The organism is Acinetobacter sp. CAU_H_29a_1 (assembly GCF_058599505.1).
In genome coordinates, this window is the sequence record NZ_CM178655.1 from 2,484,399 (window position 1) to 2,504,288 (window position 19,890).

A 19,890-nucleotide genomic window follows, 5' to 3' on the forward strand; every position below is an offset into this window, starting at 1 on the left:
ATATTTTTTTCTTATAACTAAAGTCTTAGTCTAATAGATAACCACCTATGCCCAATGATGAGTCAAAATCACAGCTTTGCACCAAAAAAGTCTAACTATTCAGACGATTATTGAGCATGATGAATAAAATATCCCCAAGCACGAATACACGGTTATGGTAAATAGATGTGCTCATAGGAAAACTCCTAACAAAATGTTTGAGCAAACCTGTCATACTCAATTTAGACCGTCTGAACATCCTGAAAAAACATCGAACAACAAAAAAGTTTTGCATATTATCCAGAAAAATGGATTTCGCCTTTTATTGAGCACCGCAGCGAAAATGGTTGGGGCTTATATGGCTTGCTTAATATTCAAAAAGGTGAAAAGCGAAAATCGCACAGCAGCAATCATGTAATGACTAATTTTTTGATACACCTGTTGGACTATTCTTAATAGTTAATCAAGCTATGAGCATCGGCGCGAAATGAATTTGTAATGATGATGCAAAATGTCATGATTGCAGCCAAAGTACGAGTCTTAGACACTTGCCTACAAGCCGCATGGAATCATCTTCATGCTCTCGTGCTGAACAGAATGAAAATTGGTTGCAGCATGACGATGGGTTATGCGGATCCTGAGCAGATCGTCAATCGCTTTATAACACATGGCGTACCAGTTGAAGATTTTGCAGTATTCTTAAACAATGAGTGAGATTTAAAGCATTCATTTAAATATAAAAAAGAGACTAAAATGAGTCTCTTTTTTATATAGTCACGACTTAAATTTTTAGGCTTTTTAGTGCTCAAGCTTAAACACATAATACAAAGCCAAAGCCACAAAAATAGCCATAACAATGGCCATATTCAAAAGTGGCGGCCAGAGTAGAAAATTAAGAATCACGCCACAAAGTAGACCACAACCAAATTGCATGCTGCCCATAATCGCACTGGCCGTTCCTGCCCGTGCACCCTGCTCAGACATTGCAATCGCCATGGCATTTGGCCCTGTAAAACCGATTGCTGCGACAGCGAGAAACATCCCTGCGCAAACGATATATAAGGGCGCATGCGTCATGCTACCCGCTACCAACAGCAGCCCCACACCAGCCAACTGCAAAAAACTGCCTAATTTTAAGCGCTGAAAAACACTTAACTTTTGTGCCAGACGTTTATTTAAGGTCGAGAACAGCATAATCCCAACTGCATTGGCACCAAAGGCATAGGCAAAAACTTGCTGATTTAAGCCATAACCATCCATCAGAATGGCAGCAGAAGCACTGATATAGCAAAAGAGTACAGCCCCAGCAAAACATCCAACAAACATCGGTCGTCTAAAGCTCGAATCTTGCAGAATCGCCCCGTAGAGGTTTAAAACTTGATTAAAGTTAAGCTTTAAACGACGCTTCGGATCTAAAGTTTCTTCAAAGAAAAAGTGTACGCAGCACAGGCTTCCCAAACCAACGACCATCAAAAAGGCAAAAATACTATGCCAACTACTGAAACTCAGTACCAGCGCGCCTAAACTCGGTGCAATAATCGGCGCGATGGTGGTCACAATCATCATACTGGCAAATGCTTGAGCTGAGGCTTGCATATCTAAACGATCACGAATCGCAGCACGGGCAATCACCACGCCCACACAACCGCCTAAGGCTTGCAAAACCCGAGCGGCAATGAGACTCCACTCACTGTTTGCAAACACACATAGTAAACTGGCAATAATGTAGAGACTTAGGCCAAAATACAGCGGTTTTTTCCGCCCAATTCGATCACTTACCGGCCCATAAATCAGTTGTCCAATAGCCAAGCCTAAGAAGTACGCAGGTAAGCTGTTGGCCACCATTTGTGTGCTTACCCCAAAGTCATTTGCCATTTGTGGCAAAGCAGGCAAATACATATCAATAGACAGTGGACCAAGTGCAGTCAGTGAAGCAAGTAAGAGAATCCAAGCGTTGGAATAGACCGCTTTTTCCTGTGTAGTCGACATAGGATTAATTTATGTTTTGGAAGGAGAGTTTGCAGACAAGTTTACACGCTCCATAGTATGATTTATACCAGAGCAGGTGAAATTTCACATATTCTCATATTTGAAAATTGTCCAACCCTAAGCGACAAACAAAGGTGCCCTTTGAAAGCATGGCTGACCAGTCTAAAACAGGCTACTTATAATACAACCTTCATGTATAACCTCCGCATGGTCATTACTTTTGCAGGGACTGCCTTTGTTCCATATCTCATGGGTTTTCAACTGGCAACTATTCCGCTGACACTCGGCGCAGTTGCTGCAGGTTTAAGTGATATTGATGACCGCTTTTCCGTGCGAATCATGAATTTAATTTTTACCTATATTGGCTTTTTCATTACCGCAACGTCGATTTACTTTTTATTTCCGCATCCAATTTTATTCGCACTGGGTCTAATCGTTTCGTGTATTGGTCTGATTTTACTGGGCTCACTGGGACGTCGTTATGCCACCATTTCCTATGGTTGCTTAGTGGTTTCGGTTTACTCCATGCTCGGTGTCGGACTTTTTGACAACTGGTATACACAACCGTCTCTGCTGGTGATTGGGGCAATTTGGTATAGCGTTATTTCAACCATCAGTTTTCTGCTCTTTCCCGTTCGTCAGGTACAAGACAATCTATCGAAGTGTTATTCCTCACTCGCCGATTTTCTGTTTGCAAAATCCAACCTGTTTGATGTCGATATGACAGCAAACAGCTATCAACAGAGCATGATTGAACTGTCGTTGGAAAATGGTAAATTAATTGCAATTTTCAACGACATGAAAACCGCCCTACTCACCCGTTTAAAAGGTGACCGTGGACAACGGGATACCCGTCGCAGTCTGCAATATTATTTTGTGGCGCAAGATATTCACGAGCGTGCAGATTCAGCACATATTGACTATCAAAAACTGGCGAAAATTTTTCAACACAGCGATATTTTATTCCGCTTTCAACGAATTTTATCCATTCAAGCCAAAGCCTGTAAGGACTTAAGCAGCAGCATTTTAAACCGTCAAACCTATACCCATAATAAGCGCTTTAAACATGCTTTTGAAAATCTCCGTTTATCACTAGAAAAGCTCAGAGACGAACAACAATATGACCAAATTTGGGTCAATGCTCTGTTTTCACTGTATCAAAACTTAAAGTCGATTGATGCACAGCTACGTAACTTAGAAACTGAACGCAATATTAAACTCGATAAAACCAAACATATCGAAAGCCAGCTCAAAGATGATGATCTAAAAGGCTGGGATGACATTAAGGTTCGGATTAAACAACATCTCACCCCAGAATCGGTTTTATTTAGACACGCGATTCGTCTGTCTATCGTGCTATTGGTTGGATATATCTTTGTTCAAGTCACTAACATTGAATATGGGTACTGGATTCTACTTACAGCACTATTTGTCAGTCAGCCCAATTTCAACGCAACCAAACGTCGTTTACGTTTACGTATCGTAGGGACTTTGGTCGGAATCATTTTAGGGTATGCCGTATTGTACTTTGTACCTTCGATTGAAGGACAACTTCTCGTCTTGGTCATCAGCGGGGTACTTTTCTTTGAGCTGCGCAGTAAACAATACGCTCAAGCCACCGCTTTCATCACTATCTTGGCGCTGATTAATTTCAACTTAGATGGTATGGGATATGAAGCTGCCCTTCCGCGCATGATGGATACCTTAATTGGCTGTGGTCTGGCATGGTTAGGCGTGAGTTTCATTTTCCCTGACTGGAAGTTCCGTCGCCTCCCCCGCACAATTTACCGCTCGCTTTCCGCTCAATGTGATTATTTGGCTGAGGTGATTGAACAGTATAAGTCTGGACGCAACAATGGCCTGAATTATCGCGTGGTTCGTCGTGCGGCACACAATACTGATGCAGAAGTTGCTTCACTCATTTCAACTTTAGCCACCGAGCCCGACTTTGACCCAACGCAAAAGAGCTTGGCGTTTGAATTCTTGTGCCTCAATCATACCTTTATTAGCTATATTGCAGCGTTGGGTGCACATCGTGAAAAAATTGACGACCCAGAAATTTTAGAATTGATGGATCGCGCTTTTGACAATATCCAAGGTGCGCTCCTGCGGGATGAAATGCCTGATTTAACTGCGCAAAATATGCTACAGACCATTCGTCAGCGTTTAAGCCAAAATAATGAGGAAGATCAGAAAGCATTGATCATTTTACAACAGCTTTCGTTGATGTTTAGCATCTTGAATCAGTTTAGTCGTTTGAAGCAAAGTTTAAGCCACGAACGGGATCATGAGGCCACAGAACTGGCTTCATTATAATTTGGGTGATTTTGGAACAATATACTCACTGAAATGCTCTAAATGATGCTAAACTTTTTGCAGTTTTAAATCTGTTACTTTCACTATGACCGCGAAAAATTTATACGCTTATACTTTACAGCCTGTGACCTATGAAATCACTGAAGCTGAACAACGCGATGCTCAATTAAAAATTTGGCGTAGCACAAACAAAATTAGCATTAAAGCTTGGATCATCATGGCTGTCGTTACAGCCCTTTCGATTCTTGGCCTAATTTTACTCAAAAATTATTCAACCATCTTTTGTTGGGTCGCAATCGCCTGCGTCGTAGTTTACCTTTTAGTCCGTAAATTCGGTTTAGAATGGTATGTGAAGCGCAAAATGAATGAATTTCCAGTACAGGAAATTAAAGGCATTCGTTTAGGTGTACAACCTCACGGCCTGATTATGCGCCAGAAAATGGGAATGCAAGAAGGTGTCGGTGCAATTGGTTGGAAAGACATCTACGAATGGTACAACACACCTGAGTTTTTGTTGATTAAATTCAAAGTAAAAGGCGAAGAAGGTGCATACATTCTGCCAAAACGCATGGATAGCAAAAACTTCTCGTTTAATACGATTCGTAAACATTTAAAAGAAACAGTTGGTGAAGCACAGCCACTTTAAGTCCTGCTTTCTCCTCTGTAAAAAACCTCCAACTTTTGGAGGTTTTTTTATATCCCAAACCCTCGAATACAAATGATAATGAGAATAAATATTAATTTCTAAATCCATATTATCTTCTCAATCTTCAGGTATAATTTCCGCACAACAAATCGCTCACCATTAAGTATCGCCATGTTTAAAAAAACATTTTTCCAAGTGCATTGGTTTTTGGGAATCACTGCGGGTCTTATCCTGTCGCTTATGGGCGTCACAGGGGCCATCTATTCTTATGAACAACAAATCTTAAAATGGATGAACCCAGAAAGCTATACCGTTCAAGCAACACAAAACAATAAATTAACCCCTGCTGAGCTGTATCTACATTTCCAAAAACAAGATCCTGCCATCAAAATCAATAGTATTACGATTGCTCAAGAGCCAACCACTTCAAGTACGGTTAATATCGAGAAAGAAGGCGCACGTCGTGGTTATAACATGATGGTGAACCCGTATACTGCTAAAGTCTTACCCGAAGTTAAAGGCCGTGAGTTTTTTAACTTTATTCAACAGTTGCACCGTAATTTAACTGTTGGTCCTGTCGGTAAACAAATTACTGGCGCTTGTACCCTCATGCTTATTTTCTTTGTATTGAGTGGCCTGTACTTACGTTGGCCCAAACGTCATTCCATCAAACAATGGTTTTTTATTAAACCTAAATTGAAAGGACGTAACTTCATTTGGGATTTGCATGCTGTTGTTGGTACTTGGGTGGTGATTTTTTATCTGATCTTGGCCTGTACAGGACTGTACTGGTCTTATGATTGGTGGCGCGATGGCATGTTTAAAGTCCTCGGCGTTGAACGCCCACAAGCACAAATGCAAGAAGGACCCCGTCCAAATACTGGTGCAGCTCAAGGCCCACGTGGCGAACAGGCTGGTGCTCGTGGTGGCGAATCACGTGAGCAAGGTCGTGGCGGGCCACAAGGTGAGCACGCTGCACGTGGCGAACGTGGGCAAGGCGAACAACATGGCGAGCGTAAAGGCTTATCTCCTGAACAAGTGCAAATTGCTTTAACCCAAACATGGACAGGATTTAACGCACAAGTTGGTCGAGACTATTCAACCCTGACCCTAAATATTCCGAAAAAGTCTGACGGTACACTTGAGCTTTCATTTGTAGATGCAATTCCACAGCATGAGCGGGCGAGAAACTCAGCGGTCTTCAATTATCAAACTTCACAAATTGAAAAAATGGAGTTGTATGAGCAGAAGAAGCTGAATGAAAAAATCATGAGCAGTATGCTTCCTGTGCACCGTGGTAGCTTCTTTGGCCCAATTTATCAATTCTTTGCCATGTTTGCATCACTGATGATGCCACTGTTCTTTGTAACGGGTTGGATGCTGTATCTTAAACGCCGTAAGCAAAAGAAACTCACCCAGCAAGCCCGTGGTGGAGCGTTGAATGTTCCGGTTGATCCACATGCGAAACCATGGCTCATTGCCTATGCAACTCAAACGGGTGTTTCTGAACAAATTGCTTGGCGTACTGCAACCAGCTTACAAGAAGCAAGACAACCTGTAAGCGTTAAAGCTGTACAACACTTAACACAGGATGACCTAAAAGCTGCTGAGCAAGTGCTTCTTGTTGCAAGTACTTATGGCACGGGTGAAGCACCTGACTTAGCCAGTAGTTTTGAAAAGAAATTTTTAAATACAACTTTGGATTTGTCACACCTTCACTATGCCGTGTTGGCTTTAGGCTCTCAAGAATATCCTGACTCCTATTGTAGTTTTGGACATCGTATTGACCGTTGGTTAAAAGCCAATGGCGCACATGCTTTGTTTGAAATAATTGAAGTCAACAACGCAGATAACAATGATATTCAACGTTGGAACAGTGCTCTTGCCTCTGCAACCAAACTTGAGCTTCAAGCCATGAATATTGACAAAACCTTTGATCAATGGAATTTGGCACAACGTGAAGTACTCAATCCAAATAGTGTCGGAGCACATGCTTATAATATTGAGCTAAAAACCAACTTCGATGCAACATGGCAAGCAGGTGATATTGCTGAAGTTCAACCAGGTAACAGCACCGCACGTATCCAAGCCTTCATGCAAAAGCATCATATTGCAGCACAGAGCATCGTTGAGTCTTTAGCCATTTCAATTGAGCAAGCGCTTTGGGATAAGAACCTCAACACAGAGATTGAGCCTTTTGCCAATTTGGAACATTTACTGGAACAGTTGAGCCTTTTACCTACACGTGAATACTCGATTGCAAGTGTACCGACTCAACAAGTGTTACGTTTGGTCGTGCGCCAACAGCAAGATTCAGAAGGTGAACTGGGCTTAGGTTCTGGTTGGTTAACCCAACATGCCGAGCTTCAACAACCTATCGCATTACGTATTCGTACCAATGAATCATTCCATTTGATCAATGACAACCGTCCTATCATTTGTATTGGAAACGGCACAGGCATCGCTGGTTTAATGAGTCTACTCCATGCACGTACCCGCCTAGACTATACGCAAAACTGGTTGATCTTTGGTGAGCGTCAACGTGAACATGATTTCTTCTATCAAAGTACGATTGAAGCGTGGCAAATCACAGGCATGCTACAACGCTTAGATTTAGCGTTCTCACGAGATCAAGTAGAGAAAGTTTATGTACACCATAAACTACGTGAACAAGCCACTGAGCTTAAAACATGGGTTGAAAATGGTGCCGTAATTTATGTCTGCGGTAGCATTAATGGGATGGCGAGCGATGTCGATGCGGCGCTAATTGAAATCTTAGGTGAAGAAAAATTAGATCAACTCCGTCAAGAAGGTCGTTACCGTCGCGATGTTTACTAAACACTAAGTCTAAATGAAAAAACCGAGCCACAGCGCTCGGTTTTTTCATGCGTAAATTTGCTAGAATCATGCAAACGATAACCCACAAGCCTGTATGCAAAAATCAAAAAGAGTCATTAGTTTTATTATCGGGTCATTACTGTTCGCAGACGGCTTGTATTTTGTTTTACAACTACGCTTTAATTTTGGCACCCTCTTGCCCTTATTGATTGGACTAGGTCTAATCATTTATGCACTCGCCTATCCTAAACTTATCGCCTATATTCAAACCAATACAATCAGACAATCAATATGGCGTTGGGCTTGGGCGATTTTCTTTGTTTGGGTTTTTAGCTTAGTCATTTTCTTCGTCTTTTTAGGGTTTTCAAATCAACAAAATACCCCTCATGTTGCTGTACCCGCTATTGTAGTTCTTGGGAGTGGTCTGAAGCATGGAAAACCGAGTCCAACATTGGCCAGCCGTTTAGATCAAGCGGCAAACTATGCCAAGCTACATCCCAACAGCATTGTGGTCGTCAGTGGTGGCCTATCTTTTCAGCAAAAAAATAGTGAAGCTGAAGCAATGCGGCAGTATCTGATTGATGTACACCATATCCCAGCACAGCGTATTTACACCGAAGATCAAAGTACCAGTACCGAGTTAAATCTGATCAATAGTAAAAAGATTTTAGCCAAGCAGCATATTTCCCTACAGCAACCGATTGCTATTGTGACCAGCGATTTTCATATCCCCCGTAGTCGTGCTATAGCCATACGTCAGGGTTATCAAACGCCTATCATGATCAGCGCTCAGACACCTCTTGCCACTCGCTATAATGCATGGTTACGTGAGTATTTTGCATATTGGAGTGGTTGGCTACTCAATGAATACTAAAATGAAATCCTCATGAATTAATGAAGACGGATTGTCCGTGGCGACGGTAATTGTAATTGTTTAAATAATTCAGGCTTCTGCATTGAAAATTGATATAAATAGTTTTTGATATCTAATAATAATTTTTCTGGTGCAACCAAGACATTTTGCCCTTCGGGGCTTAAATTCATCGAGACCGTGGTTTTTTCTGAACGCAAGAATGGAATCACTTTTTCGACTAAATCGCTGAGACCAATACTCTGGATTTCGTAGCCTGCCCAATTATCTTTCACCAAAAGCTGCGCTAAACCTTTACTCTGCCACATCGCAAAAGAACGTTGACCGGTCGGCGTAGCACATAAAGCCCAGCCATCTTGATATAAGGCAATAACATGGCCTTGATGCACGATAGTTTCGATAAAAAGACGATAGATTTCAAGAGGATCGTAAGCAGTATTTTGATTTTTAGACGCAGCTTTGCGTTGATATGGGTTTCTCATAAATCTGTCATATTTTAAAATTATTATTGCACAGAAGTGTATGAAAACAGCTTGAGATAAGCAAGGTTTTTACGATAAGGGAATATGGTGGGCGCTGACGGGATCGAACCGCCGACATTCTGCTTGTAAGGCAGACGCTCTACCAACTGAGCTAAGCGCCCTTGAGAAATAAAAATAGCGTCGCTATTTTTATGATACAAGAAAGAAATCTTGCTTGATTCCATTTACTAGCACAAGGGATCTAGAAAATGGCGCAGCGGACGGGGCTCGAACCCGCGACCCCCGGCGTGACAGGCCGGTATTCTAACCAACTGAACTACCGCTGCAACGGTAATTGCGAATGCAATTAGGGTCATTAAGCTTTACAGCTTGAATATGGTGGGCGCTGACGGGATCGAACCGCCGACATTCTGCTTGTAAGGCAGACGCTCTACCAACTGAGCTAAGCGCCCTGATTTAAGATTGTCAGTCTTAGTTTTCAAATTTAAGCTCAGGGACTTAAATTTATATTTTAAATGGCGCAGCGGACGGGGCTCGAACCCGCGACCCCCGGCGTGACAGGCCGGTATTCTAACCAACTGAACTACCGCTGCGTCGTAAAATATGGTGGGCGCTGACGGGATCGAACCGCCGACATTCTGCTTGTAAGGCAGACGCTCTACCAACTGAGCTAAGCGCCCTGATTAAGATTGTCAGTCTTAGTTTTAAACTTAAGCTCAGGAACTTAAATTTAATCGATTCTTTGAATGGCGCAGCGGACGGGGCTCGAACCCGCGACCCCCGGCGTGACAGGCCGGTATTCTAACCAACTGAACTACCGCTGCATCGCAAAAAATCTGGTGGGCGCTGACGGGATCGAACCGCCGACATTCTGCTTGTAAGGCAGACGCTCTACCAACTGAGCTAAGCGCCCTCATTAAGGATTCTGTATAAATGGCGCAGCGGACGGGGCTCGAACCCGCGACCCCCGGCGTGACAGGCCGGTATTCTAACCAACTGAACTACCGCTGCACTTACACAAAGTCACTAATGTGGTACAAACAATATTAAAAATCTTAAGTGGCGCAGCGGACGGGGCTCGAACCCGCGACCCCCGGCGTGACAGGCCGGTATTCTAACCAACTGAACTACCGCTGCACATAAGATCTTTAACGTAAAGGCTTGGTGGGCGCTGACGGGATCGAACCGCCGACATTCTGCTTGTAAGGCAGACGCTCTACCAACTGAGCTAAGCGCCCTTAACGTCTTTATCGTTTGTGAGGTGCATTATAGAGAATCTTTACAGGCTGTCAAACGCTTTTCGGCTTGTTTTCGCTTTTTTGCAATCGAGTGATTAAAAAATAGGTCAAATGGTATAAAAACAAGTATTTTCTGTATGTTATTTAACATATTTGCGAAAATTAAAATGATTATTCGCTAAATTTCTTTTCCTCAAAATACACATTTTCTATGATTAATCCCCTTCTTCTACTCAATATTCATATTTTAAATTACAGCGTTGAATACTCAATAAAATAAGCTTGCACATTTTTTAACAGCTATTTTTAGAGTTCAAGTTTATGTTCGGAAATATAAACCAGCGCATTGCAATCAATTAGTTCAAATAACTCCATGACATCCGTATTACGCATACGAATACAGCCATGCGACATCGGCATCCCCATGGGTTCACTATCTGGTGTTCCATGAATATAGATATAACGTTGATAGGTATCGCATCCTTCCCCGCGATTAAAGCCCTCTTCTAAACCACTCAGCCATAAAATCCGAGACAAAATCCAGTCACGTTCAGGAAACTGCTTGGCTAAATCGGTATCGTATACTTCACCTGTAGGCTTTCGAGCAATAAAAACGGCATTTTGCGGTTGCTCAGCACCATGCTTCTCAGCAACGAGATGCCAACCCCGTGGGGTTTTACCACTATTTTCAGTTTCGCCAATACCATTTTTTCCTGACGAGATCAGATAAAATTTATTCTTTTTAGGCAGCGTTAAAGTCTGTTCAGCCAGATCAATCAAGACGTCTGCATCTGCAATTACATAAGACATCAGTTGTCCTCTATTTGTTTTTTATCTATTCCAGTATTTGGTTCTGGACGTAACCATAACCATATTGCGACAAGTAGCATGGTAGTATTGGTAAATAATTTCACTAAAAATGGTGCATTGGTCAGTAGCATGATCAGTCCACTGATCAACATCATGATACTGGCAAACCATTTCGCTTTACGTGGTACAGTTCCATTGGCACGCCATGCTCTTAACGTTGCACCATATTTAGGATGGTTGAGTAACCAAGCATCCATTTGTGGCCAACCTTTAGATGCAGCCCAAGCGGCCAAGATCAGAAAAACAGTTGTTGGCATACCCGGCAACAGTGCACCGATAAAGCCTAGGATGACAAAGATCACCACTAAACAACGCCAAAACAACGTTTTCATACCACTTTCCTGAGCACCGAATTGCGGTAGTATAAAGTGTTTTTTAATTTTATCCGTTGTCCTTCTGCATATTTAGCTTCTTTTTTAAGGCACTCGCATGCATCTCATTTCACAGCATCAGTTGTTCGAACCTTGGCTCCAATTCAAACATCCATTGGTTCGCCAATTGGCTTTTGCTGTAGCAAGTCCAAACATTTTGTCTGCGTTGCCATCAGAGCTCGATATACAACATACTTTTCATTTTCATCCCTCACAGATCTGGCAACAGCACTTTCAAACCTATTTACCTCGCCTTAAACAGCTCGATCAAGGCCCTAAAGAACTTGAAGACTTTATGGCTCAGTTGAAAAGTACCCGTCTAGGTCTACGCTTTGAAATGTTTATGTGGTTTTGGTTACGGGATCATCACTATCATGCATATGAATTATTGGGGCATAGTATTCAAATCATTGATGGGGCACGGACTACAGGTGAGCTGGACTTTTTAATTAAAAATACCGAAACCAATCAAATCGAGCATTGGGAAGTCGCGTTGAAATATTATTTGGGTGAAACAGATCTGAGCTTAACCACATGGTATGGGTTGAATCGTACCGATACTTTAAACCGAAAACTAAAACACTTTACCCATAAACAGTTCCAATTCCAGCAAGCTTTAGACACAGACATTCAAACGCGCTTTGCCGTTTTAAAGGGACAACTCTTTCTCCCCATAATAAATGGTTTCACAGCAGTTGATGCTTTAAACCAATACTCCCTCCCCCATTGGCTCAATCCTGACCGTCGACTAGGTATTTGGGGTAACATCATTCCAACGACCGACTTAAATTACTATCGCCTACAGCGTCAAGAGTGGATTTGCCCAAATGCGGAAGTCAGCAGCGAAAATGCACATTGGTGGACCAATGGCCTGTACTTACAAAATCAAAACAATCAGTTTTATATGTACCGAAATCCAAATTTGATTTTAACTTGATTTTGCACAAGTTAGTGTATACAAAAATACATAACGCAACATACGCTTACTCATCTCCTGTAAAACGATGCTATTGTTTAAAGTGTTTATTTTTTAATCTTAAACAACATCAGAACAAAATCATTTGATGAATACACTAAAAATTTTGGAGACAGCGATGAAAAAAATTGTTTTAAGTTCACTAGTGATGCTTTTTGTTTTAACAGGCTGTAATACCGTCAAAGGTATGGGTAAAGATGTCTCTTCAGCAGGTAATGCTGTATCACATACCGCTGAAAAAACCCAAGATGAAATCCGCAAGTAGTTAATATTTGCATAAAAACCTTATCAATAGATAAGGTTTTTTTATTGCTAAGTTTCGCATTCCAGAGATTAATCGCCTATTATAGTGCCGACTGTTTTATTGACTTTGAAATGCGCATGACCTCTTCTGCTACTCTCGATTTAAGCCTCCAACTGTTACGCCAGCCATCGGTTACACCTGTGGACCACAACTGTCAAAATATTATGGCTGAACGTTTAAAAAAAATTGGTTTCAACATTGAGTCTATGCGCTTTGATGATGTTGATAATCTATGGGCACGAAAAGGTACTGAAGCACCTGTATTCTGCTTTGCGGGTCATACCGATGTCGTTCCTACAGGTAATTTAGATGCTTGGAACTCAGACCCATTTGCCCCTGAAATTCGTGATGGCAAGCTTTATGGTCGTGGCAGTGCAGACATGAAAACTGCCTTGGCTGCAATGGTGGTTGCTTCTGAGCGCTTTGTTGCAAAACACCCAAATCATAAAGGCTCAATCGCGTTCCTCATCACCTCAGATGAAGAAGGTCCATCGATCAATGGCACAGTCAAAGTGATCGAGACACTCGAAGCCCGTAATGAAAAAATGAAGTGGTGTTTGGTGGGTGAACCTTCAAGTACACATCAACTGGGTGATATTGTTAAAAATGGTCGTCGTGGTTCACTCAATGCAGTACTGACAGTGAAAGGAAAACAAGGTCACGTGGCTTATCCACATTTGGCCATTAACCCGATTCACATGGCCTCTAAAGCCGTTGCTGAACTCTGTGATACGGTTTGGGATCAGGGCAACGAATACTTCCCTGCGACATCGTTCCAAGTGTCCAATATTCAAGCTGGTACAGGGGCAACCAATGTCGTCCCAGGTACCATGATCGTGACTTTCAATTTCCGTTATTCAACTGAATTAACCGCTGAAGAATTAAAAGCACGTGTTTTAGAAATTTTGGATCGACATGGTTTAGTCTACGACATTAAATGGACACACTCAGGCTTACCATTCCTGACGCCAGTGGGTGAGTTGGTGAATGCGGCTAAAAATGCTATTCGTAATGTGACTGGTGTAGAAACTGAGCTTTCAACCTCAGGAGGAACATCTGATGGTCGCTTTATTGCTCCTACAGGTGCTCAAGTACTTGAACTTGGTGTTCTCAATGCCAGCATCCATCAAATTGATGAACATGTAAATGTCGCTGATCTTGAACCGCTTGCTGAAATTTACGAACAAATTTTAGAAGGTCTTTTGGCATAAGCGTACAAATCCATATAAAAAAGGAACTCAATTGAGTTTCTTTTTTATTGCATTCAAACTTAAGTAGAAAGACCTAAACTCGCCTGAATTTTATTTAAATTCGGTACGTGGTAAGTCTTATCACCCATACGCACCAGCTGGAAAATGGTGGGATCATTCACAGGGCTTTCATCATCAACAATTTCAGAAATACGCAAACGAATTGACTTCGGCATTTCATTACACATCAAAGCAAAGCGCTGAGAAGCATCATCCCCTTCAATCACCAGCGCCACCCCTTCCATTTGGTCTGGACGGTTGATGGCATAAACAGGCAGATGAAGATCGTGCCATTCCACCGTTTTCACTTGCGTATCGCTGTCGAGCGCAGACAGAACAATATTTTGCGGCAAGAGCATGGGGTTTTTACCATGACACTCAATAATATAAGCATCAATAAAACCTGTTGATACCGTAATCAGGTATTGCAATTCTTGCTGACTGATTTGCTCATTCATGCTCTTTGAAACATTTGCATTCATTTATTTACCCCTGCTTTTCAGCCAATAACTGCTGAATGTTGGCAAGTAATTCTGCCTCTTGGAATGGTTTGCCCATGTAGTACGTTACGCCCAAGCTGAAAGCACGTTCACGGTGTTTTTCACCCGTACGCGATGTAATCATAATAATCGGCAAGTTCTGGTGAATTTCGTGGTGACGAACCAAGTTCGTTACTTCAAAACCATCCATACGTGGCATTTCAATATCCAGCAACATCAAGTCTGGTTTAACACTCTCCAGCTGCTCCATCGCATCGACACCATCTTTTGCAGTCACAATATCAAAGCCTTGGCGCTCTAATAAGCGCGATGTGACCTTACGAACCGTGACCGAGTCATCCACAATCATCACTAAACGACGCGTATCCTGATGGCGACCAAAATCACGGTGATCGGCGGCATGCGTCACACGCTTGGTACTTAAAATCTGACGTGCAATGTTCTGCCCATCTAAAATCAAACACACATGGCCATCACCCAAAATCGTTGCACCCGCAATTGCACCAATGCTGGCAAACTGTTGTCCAACCGGCTTCACTACAATTTGCGCACGTGAACCAATCAGCTGATCAACCAACAATGCAATGGTTTGTCCACTGTTGCCTTTAATTAACAACACTGGCAATGAATGTCCAATATTACTCAAACGCGGAATCGGCTGATTTGATAAAAACTCAGATAAATAGCGCAGTTTATAACTCACACCATCAATTTTGAATTGGTCATCTTTGCTGTGGAAATAGTGATCCAGTGCTGTTGGAGCAATACGCACAATACGATCAATCTGCGCCAATGGAATCGCATATTGTTGATCACCGGCTTTCACCATCAAGGCATCACTCACCGCTACCGTAGTCGGTACGCGAATAATGAAGGTCGTACCGAATCCAATTTCCGATTCAACCGTGACATGTCCGCCCAGTGCTTTAATTTCACTTTGCACCACATCAAGACCGACACCACGTCCAGAAATTTGCGTCACTTCTTTGGCCGTACTAAAACCCGGATGGAAAATAAACTGCAAGATTTCCTGTTTATCTAGCACTTGATCGGTTTTAATTAAACCTAAATTTAGCGCTTTCGCTTTAATCGTGCTTTCATCAATACCCTTACCATCATCTTTAAAGCTGACGATAACATCCGTACCTTGACGACTAATGTTCAGTTCAATTTGGCCTGTCGCTGATTTTTTCGCAGCACTACGTTGTTCCGCATCTTCAATACCGTGGTCGATTGCGTTACGTAGCATATGCTCAAACGGCGTAACCAAACGTTCAAGAATCGTACGGTCTAATTCACCTTCTGTGTTATGGACGACCAGTTCCGTTGGACGGTTCAAGGTTGATGCAGTCTGACGCACAATACGCTGCAAACGCGGCAACATACGGGAGAACGGTACCAAACGTGTCCGCATTAAGCTTTCTTGAATCTCTGCTTGAATACGGGATTGTTGTAATAACAAGCCTTCCGCATCACGAATTTTCTCAGCCAAAGTGCTCTTAAAGTCGACCAAATCCGAAGCTGATTCGGCTAAGGATTTAGACAATTGATTCAGCGATGAATATTGGTCCATTTCCAAGGGGTCAAAGTCTGCGTAGCGCGAGTTTTCAGAACCATGCTTCGCAATAATTTGACTCTCAAGCTCGCCTTCCATTCGACGTAACTGATCTGCCAAACGCTTAATTGCAAGCTCCATCTCGTTCAACGTATTGCCGAGTTGACCTAAATCCATTTCAATACGTGAACGGTTAATTGCATTTTCACCTGATAGGTCGATCATTTTTTCAACCAAATCAGCTGAGATACGGATCATCTCATTACCGCCATCCAAGTGAGTCTTTTCTTTCCACTCACCCAGCATTGCTGGCGGCTCCGTACCATCACCCTGCACAAACTCAAAACTTGGTACCGCATTGAGTAAATCAATTTGAGTTACACGCGTCGGTAATTGCGCAATCACATCCACATAATCAATAGATGCTAAGCTATTTTTCAAACCATCATAATTACTGAAATCACGTTTGAAGATGGCTTGTTTTAACCATTCAAATGCAGTTTGCAATAATGGGTCATACACGTTTGAACTGAAATTATGTACAGCAAATTGCTCAAATGTGGTTTCTAGTTCATAAGCAATCGCACCAACGGGTTCATTCTCCGCCATACGCGCGCCGCCTTTTAAGCTGTGCGCAGCACGTTGCAATTGTAGTAACACACTACGGTCACTACGTTGTTCAGTCCACTGTTTCAGTAAGCCATCCGTAGTCGCTAAAATTTCTTCAGCTTCTTCCAAGAAGGTTTCTTCAACAATTGATAAAAGACTAGCTGCTTCTTCAACAGCGCTGAATGCTTCTTCTTGGACAAGTGACGGAGTATCCAGCTGTTCAACGACAGTAACGTCAGTGTTATCAACTACACTCGGCTCTTCAATCGCAGTTGCTGACTCAACCGCAGCTGCCTCAGCTTCAATCGTTCTATCTATATTAGATAAAGGTTCTTCAACTGCCGCAACAAACGCTTCAACTAAAGGCTCGGATACTGTAGTTGTAACAGTCGTACCCTCAACTAAGCTCTGAATGTTATGCAGTACCTTGATGGTTGCTGTTGCTGGATAATCAACCTTCTCGGTGCGAATGACCTGAATTCGGTCTGCGACGTCATCCTGTACTAAACGTATGATGCTGATCAACTGTGGCGTTGTGGCAATTTGCTGACGAATCACACGTTCATAAATAGACTCTAATTCGTGTGCAATCGAACCAATAAAAGGTGCAGAAATCATATTGGCACCACCTTTTAAGGTGTGCAAATAACGCATTAAATTATTGAGTGCCGCGGTATCATTGCCATTTTTAGACCAAGTATTGAGATCCTGATCCATCCCCATCAATAATTCTTCGGCTTCTTCCAAGAAGATATCGAGCAAATCATCATCAAAATCGGTATTGGCCGTATTCGATTGCTTGTACTGATGATCCGATGCAATTTGCTGCGAAATCTGCGCAAGATCAAGGCTTGGTTGTAAAGTATTTCCAGAAACAATAGCCTCAGCAACAGGTTCAATTACCGTCGTCGAAGTCGATTCAACATCTTGCTGTACGAAGGCCATTAATTCATTCAGAACTTTATGCACTTCTTCAGTCAGAATGACACGCTGACCCGCAGCTAAAGTGTCAAATAAATGGATAAATTCTTGATGTGCCTGACCAAATAACTCGTATGCATAATCTACATTGAGTAATTCTGGCTTTTCCAGTAAGGCTTGATAACCAGCATATAGCTCAGAAGTAAAGTCATGGATTCCTTGTGCAGCACGGTTATTGGTGAATTCCAGCAATTGTTTTGCTTGTTCACCTAAGTGCTGAATATAGTCTGGATATTCAGCTTTGGCCCGCTGATCAAACTCAAACTCGGCGTCAAGCAGCAGATCAATATTTAACTCGATCAGCTTCGAAACCATACCTTGTGGGTTCAGTTCATCGTCTACGTCTTCTATACTGAAACCATAGTTATCCCAAGCCGTAGTGAACGTAGCATAAATCACGTCAAGCTGTTCGTTCGTACCACGCCCAAGCACATGTAAATAGTCACGTACAAATTCAGCATATTGGGTGAGTAAAGAGATTTCCTTCGAAGTAGAAACGATCTCTTCTTGAACCAAGGTTTTAAATAAATTTTCGGTGGTGTATCAAAAAGTATGCTAAAAAAAAGCAGGTTGAATTTTGATAAAATAGAGAAATGCAAATAACTCTAGAAATCAAATGTCCAACCTGCCTCAGTGACAATATAAAGAAAAATGGCATCAAAGTAGATGGGAAACAGAACTACCAATGCAAAGACTGCAAACGTCAGTTTATTGGTGACCATGCTCTGAGCTATCTAGGATGTAATTCTGGCATTACTCGTAAAATATTACAGTTAATGGTCAGAGGCAGCGGTATACGAGATATCGCTGAAGTTGAGCGCATTAGTATCGGTAAAGTCTTACGGACTTTAACTGAATCGGCCTATCAAATTCAGCCTAAACAAAGTCATTATGAATCTCTCGAAGTAGATGAATTCTGGACTTTTGTTGGAAATAAAAATAATAAACAATGGCTTATTTACGCTTACCATCGAGAAACAGGTGAGATTGTTGCTTATGTTTGGGGTAAGAGAGATTTAGCTACAGTCCAAAGGTTGAAGACAAAGCTTAAACAATTAGGTATTCACTACACCCGAATTGCAAGTGATCATTGGGACAGTTTCATCACTGCTTTTAAAAACTGCAAGCAAAGTATTGGTAAGTTTTTTACTGTAGGAATTGAAGGTAATAATTGCAAAATAAGGCATCGAATAAGGCGTGGTTTTAGAAGAAGTTGTAATTCTCCAAAAAGCTTGAAAACCATTTTAAAGCCTTCGACTTAACCTTCTTTTACATCAATAATGGCTTCATTTAATGTCAGCATACTTTTTAAAACACCACCAAATTTTCAACTTTTGAGCTGGCATTAAAGACATGCTCAATTTGCGCCATAGACGAACTACCGCGCAATGTATGTAAAGCACGGATTAAACCATTGTAATCTTGTACTTTGGTTTCATCTGCATTTAAGAACTGATCGATAGTCGCTAAATGGTCTTCCGCTTCTTCAATGAAAATCGCTAAAGTTTCTTCAAGGACATCATGCACTTGATCATCCTGCTCAGAAACGTCTGCAACTTGTGGCTCAGATTCAGCCACTTCGATATCGCTCAGCTCTAGTCCCGTCACGACATCATTACTATTTAGATGATTAGACAGTTGTAGCAACTCTTCTAGAGCAGGTTCTAAACTTTGATTTTGTTGTAATTGTTGTCCAATTAAAACCAATGGACGAAGATCAAGATCAATTTCCTGCACCGCTTTAAAAGTCGGATACAGTTTAAATTGATACAGTTTAAATACTGTCTTAGCAAATTTTTGAACCGTTGCTGTGAGCGGTACAGCACCTGAAATCACACGATTTAAGGTATCTTCAACCCCCCATGCTGTTTCACCTGCTGACTTTGCCCCCACCATACGACCAGAGCCTTTTAAGGTATGGAAGTGACGACGTATGCTCAATAAGGTTTCTTGATGGGTCGGTTCAGCGTACCACTTTTCAAATAATGGATCTAACTCAACGAAGATTTCTTCAATTTCTTCAACAAAAATTTCAAGAATTTCTGCATCTTGATCTAGATAACTATCTTCCGGAAGCGTTGTCGTTTCAACTAAATGTTTTAATATTTCTTTCAT

Annotated in this window: 16 protein-coding genes, 10 tRNA genes and 1 pseudogene; 10 read left to right on the forward strand and 17 right to left on the reverse strand. The window is 41.9% G+C overall.

Translation table 11 applies throughout. From position 1 onward, the window contains the following. Positions 1-193: 193 nt before the first annotated feature. Entirely contained in the window at positions 194-397 is a 204-nt protein-coding gene (locus AC4MDD_RS12380) for a hypothetical protein (protein WP_491881732.1), read from the forward strand. 80 nt (positions 398-477) lie between these two features. Further along, positions 478-693 (forward strand): nitroreductase family protein, encoded by a 216-nt coding sequence (locus tag AC4MDD_RS12385; RefSeq protein ID WP_491881733.1) that lies wholly within the window; start codon positions 478-480, stop codon positions 691-693. An 84-nt stretch (positions 694-777) separates the two neighbouring features. Here the strand turns inward: AC4MDD_RS12385 and AC4MDD_RS12390 are convergent, their stop codons facing one another. Further along, positions 778-1,968 carry a multidrug effflux MFS transporter gene (locus tag AC4MDD_RS12390; protein WP_491881734.1) on the reverse strand — a complete coding sequence of 397 codons (1,191 nt, stop codon included), beginning with the start codon at positions 1,966-1,968 and terminating at the stop codon, positions 778-780. Between the two features lie 141 nt (positions 1,969-2,109). On the opposite strand from AC4MDD_RS12390, the gene yccS reads away from it, so the two are divergent. The 4 genes from yccS to AC4MDD_RS12410 all read left to right on the forward strand — a co-directional run bounded on the left by yccS (position 2,110) and on the right by AC4MDD_RS12410 (position 8,642). Beyond that, a complete protein-coding gene (gene yccS, locus AC4MDD_RS12395) occupies positions 2,110-4,284 on the forward strand; it encodes a YccS family putative transporter (RefSeq protein ID WP_491881735.1) in 2,175 nt (724 codons plus the stop codon). A gap of 85 nt (positions 4,285-4,369) precedes the next feature. Beyond that, positions 4,370-4,930, forward strand: a complete 561-nt coding sequence (locus AC4MDD_RS12400) for a hypothetical protein (RefSeq protein WP_491881736.1) — start codon at positions 4,370-4,372, stop codon at positions 4,928-4,930. A gap of 171 nt (positions 4,931-5,101) precedes the next feature. Then, a complete protein-coding gene (locus AC4MDD_RS12405) occupies positions 5,102-7,768 on the forward strand; it encodes a PepSY domain-containing protein (protein ID WP_491881737.1) in 2,667 nt (888 codons plus the stop codon). A gap of 94 nt (positions 7,769-7,862) precedes the next feature. Continuing rightward, a complete protein-coding gene (locus AC4MDD_RS12410) occupies positions 7,863-8,642 on the forward strand; it encodes a YdcF family protein (RefSeq protein WP_491881738.1) in 780 nt (259 codons plus the stop codon). 17 nt (positions 8,643-8,659) lie between these two features. On the opposite strand, the gene AC4MDD_RS12415 is transcribed toward AC4MDD_RS12410, so the two are convergent. From AC4MDD_RS12415 to AC4MDD_RS12475, 13 genes are all read right to left on the reverse strand, one after another. Further along, a complete protein-coding gene (locus AC4MDD_RS12415) occupies positions 8,660-9,121 on the reverse strand; it encodes a DUF2750 domain-containing protein (protein WP_004694470.1) in 462 nt (153 codons plus the stop codon). Positions 9,122-9,206: 85 nt separating this feature from the next. Then, positions 9,207-9,282 (reverse strand) — tRNA-Val (locus tag AC4MDD_RS12420). 88 nt (positions 9,283-9,370) lie between these two features. Continuing rightward, a tRNA-Asp gene (locus tag AC4MDD_RS12425) sits at positions 9,371-9,447 on the reverse strand. 50 nt (positions 9,448-9,497) lie between these two features. Further along, positions 9,498-9,573 (reverse strand) — tRNA-Val (locus AC4MDD_RS12430). A gap of 64 nt (positions 9,574-9,637) precedes the next feature. Then, positions 9,638-9,714 (reverse strand) — tRNA-Asp (locus AC4MDD_RS12435). Positions 9,715-9,725: 11 nt separating this feature from the next. Beyond that, positions 9,726-9,801, reverse strand: a tRNA-Val gene (locus AC4MDD_RS12440). A gap of 67 nt (positions 9,802-9,868) precedes the next feature. Beyond that, positions 9,869-9,945 (reverse strand) — tRNA-Asp (locus tag AC4MDD_RS12445). A gap of 13 nt (positions 9,946-9,958) precedes the next feature. Further along, positions 9,959-10,034: transfer RNA gene (locus tag AC4MDD_RS12450), tRNA-Val, on the reverse strand. A 21-nt stretch (positions 10,035-10,055) separates the two neighbouring features. Further along, positions 10,056-10,132 (reverse strand) — tRNA-Asp (locus AC4MDD_RS12455). A gap of 49 nt (positions 10,133-10,181) precedes the next feature. Further along, positions 10,182-10,258: transfer RNA gene (locus tag AC4MDD_RS12460), tRNA-Asp, on the reverse strand. Between the two features lie 25 nt (positions 10,259-10,283). Continuing rightward, positions 10,284-10,359 (reverse strand) — tRNA-Val (locus AC4MDD_RS12465). Between the two features lie 306 nt (positions 10,360-10,665). Beyond that, on the reverse strand, positions 10,666-11,169 hold the full coding sequence (gene elsL / locus AC4MDD_RS12470) for a cell wall-recycling L,D-carboxypeptidase ElsL (protein ID WP_178896076.1): 504 nt from the start codon (positions 11,167-11,169) through the stop codon (positions 10,666-10,668). Next, the gene (locus AC4MDD_RS12475; RefSeq protein ID WP_062034333.1) at positions 11,169-11,561 is read right to left on the reverse strand and encodes a YbaN family protein; all 393 of its coding nucleotides are present in this window, start codon (positions 11,559-11,561) and stop codon (positions 11,169-11,171) included. The genes elsL and AC4MDD_RS12475 overlap by 1 nt, the downstream gene beginning before the upstream one ends. A gap of 97 nt (positions 11,562-11,658) precedes the next feature. Between AC4MDD_RS12475 and AC4MDD_RS12480 the strand changes: the two genes are divergently transcribed. From AC4MDD_RS12480 to dapE, 3 genes are all read left to right on the forward strand, one after another. Next, entirely contained in the window at positions 11,659-12,537 is an 879-nt protein-coding gene (locus tag AC4MDD_RS12480) for a DUF1853 family protein (RefSeq protein WP_491881739.1), read from the forward strand. Between the two features lie 157 nt (positions 12,538-12,694). Beyond that, positions 12,695-12,841 (forward strand): entericidin A/B family lipoprotein, encoded by a 147-nt coding sequence (locus tag AC4MDD_RS12485; protein WP_010326244.1) that lies wholly within the window; start codon positions 12,695-12,697, stop codon positions 12,839-12,841. A 116-nt stretch (positions 12,842-12,957) separates the two neighbouring features. Then, entirely contained in the window at positions 12,958-14,091 is a 1,134-nt protein-coding gene (dapE, locus tag AC4MDD_RS12490) for a succinyl-diaminopimelate desuccinylase (RefSeq protein WP_078388413.1), read from the forward strand. 59 nt (positions 14,092-14,150) lie between these two features. On the opposite strand, the gene AC4MDD_RS12495 is transcribed toward dapE, so the two are convergent. Continuing rightward, positions 14,151-14,612: a hypothetical protein gene (locus tag AC4MDD_RS12495; RefSeq protein WP_078425400.1), complete on the reverse strand. Its 462-nt coding sequence runs from the start codon at positions 14,610-14,612 to the stop codon at positions 14,151-14,153. Between the two features lie 4 nt (positions 14,613-14,616). After that, entirely contained in the window at positions 14,617-18,291 is a 3,675-nt protein-coding gene (locus AC4MDD_RS12500) for a hybrid sensor histidine kinase/response regulator (RefSeq protein WP_491881740.1), read from the reverse strand. A gap of 77 nt (positions 18,292-18,368) precedes the next feature. Here AC4MDD_RS12500 and AC4MDD_RS12505 point away from each other — a divergent pair. Further along, a protein-coding gene (locus AC4MDD_RS12505; RefSeq protein ID WP_491881741.1) for an IS1 family transposase occupies positions 18,369-19,069 on the forward strand; the annotation gives its coding sequence in 2 pieces (ribosomal slippage) (positions 18,369-18,993 and positions 18,993-19,069; 702 coding nt in all). 26 nt (positions 19,070-19,095) lie between these two features. Here the strand turns inward: AC4MDD_RS12505 and AC4MDD_RS12510 are convergent. Continuing rightward, a pseudogene (locus AC4MDD_RS12510) lies at positions 19,096-19,890 on the reverse strand (Hpt domain-containing protein); the annotation flags it as partial.

What these genes read in the sequence shown, in the direction of transcription:
- AC4MDD_RS12380 (WP_491881732.1), top strand. Translation starts at nt 194, where the DNA reads ATGTTTGAGCAAACCTGTCATACTCAATTTAGACCGTCTGAACATCCT.
- AC4MDD_RS12385 (WP_491881733.1), top strand. Translation starts at nt 478, where the DNA reads ATGATGATGCAAAATGTCATGATTGCAGCCAAAGTACGAGTCTTAGAC.
- AC4MDD_RS12390 (WP_491881734.1), bottom strand. Translation starts at nt 1,968, where the DNA reads ATGTCGACTACACAGGAAAAAGCGGTCTATTCCAACGCTTGGATTCTC.
- AC4MDD_RS12400 (WP_491881736.1), top strand. Translation starts at nt 4,370, where the DNA reads ATGACCGCGAAAAATTTATACGCTTATACTTTACAGCCTGTGACCTAT.
- AC4MDD_RS12405 (WP_491881737.1), top strand. Translation starts at nt 5,102, where the DNA reads ATGTTTAAAAAAACATTTTTCCAAGTGCATTGGTTTTTGGGAATCACT.
- AC4MDD_RS12410 (WP_491881738.1), top strand. Translation starts at nt 7,863, where the DNA reads ATGCAAAAATCAAAAAGAGTCATTAGTTTTATTATCGGGTCATTACTG.
- AC4MDD_RS12415 (WP_004694470.1), bottom strand. Translation starts at nt 9,121, where the DNA reads ATGAGAAACCCATATCAACGCAAAGCTGCGTCTAAAAATCAAAATACT.
- elsL (WP_178896076.1), bottom strand. Translation starts at nt 11,169, where the DNA reads ATGTCTTATGTAATTGCAGATGCAGACGTCTTGATTGATCTGGCTGAA.
- AC4MDD_RS12475 (WP_062034333.1), bottom strand. Translation starts at nt 11,561, where the DNA reads ATGAAAACGTTGTTTTGGCGTTGTTTAGTGGTGATCTTTGTCATCCTA.
- AC4MDD_RS12480 (WP_491881739.1), top strand. Translation starts at nt 11,659, where the DNA reads ATGCATCTCATTTCACAGCATCAGTTGTTCGAACCTTGGCTCCAATTC.
- AC4MDD_RS12485 (WP_010326244.1), top strand. Translation starts at nt 12,695, where the DNA reads ATGAAAAAAATTGTTTTAAGTTCACTAGTGATGCTTTTTGTTTTAACA.
- dapE (WP_078388413.1), top strand. Translation starts at nt 12,958, where the DNA reads ATGACCTCTTCTGCTACTCTCGATTTAAGCCTCCAACTGTTACGCCAG.
- AC4MDD_RS12495 (WP_078425400.1), bottom strand. Translation starts at nt 14,612, where the DNA reads ATGAATGCAAATGTTTCAAAGAGCATGAATGAGCAAATCAGTCAGCAA.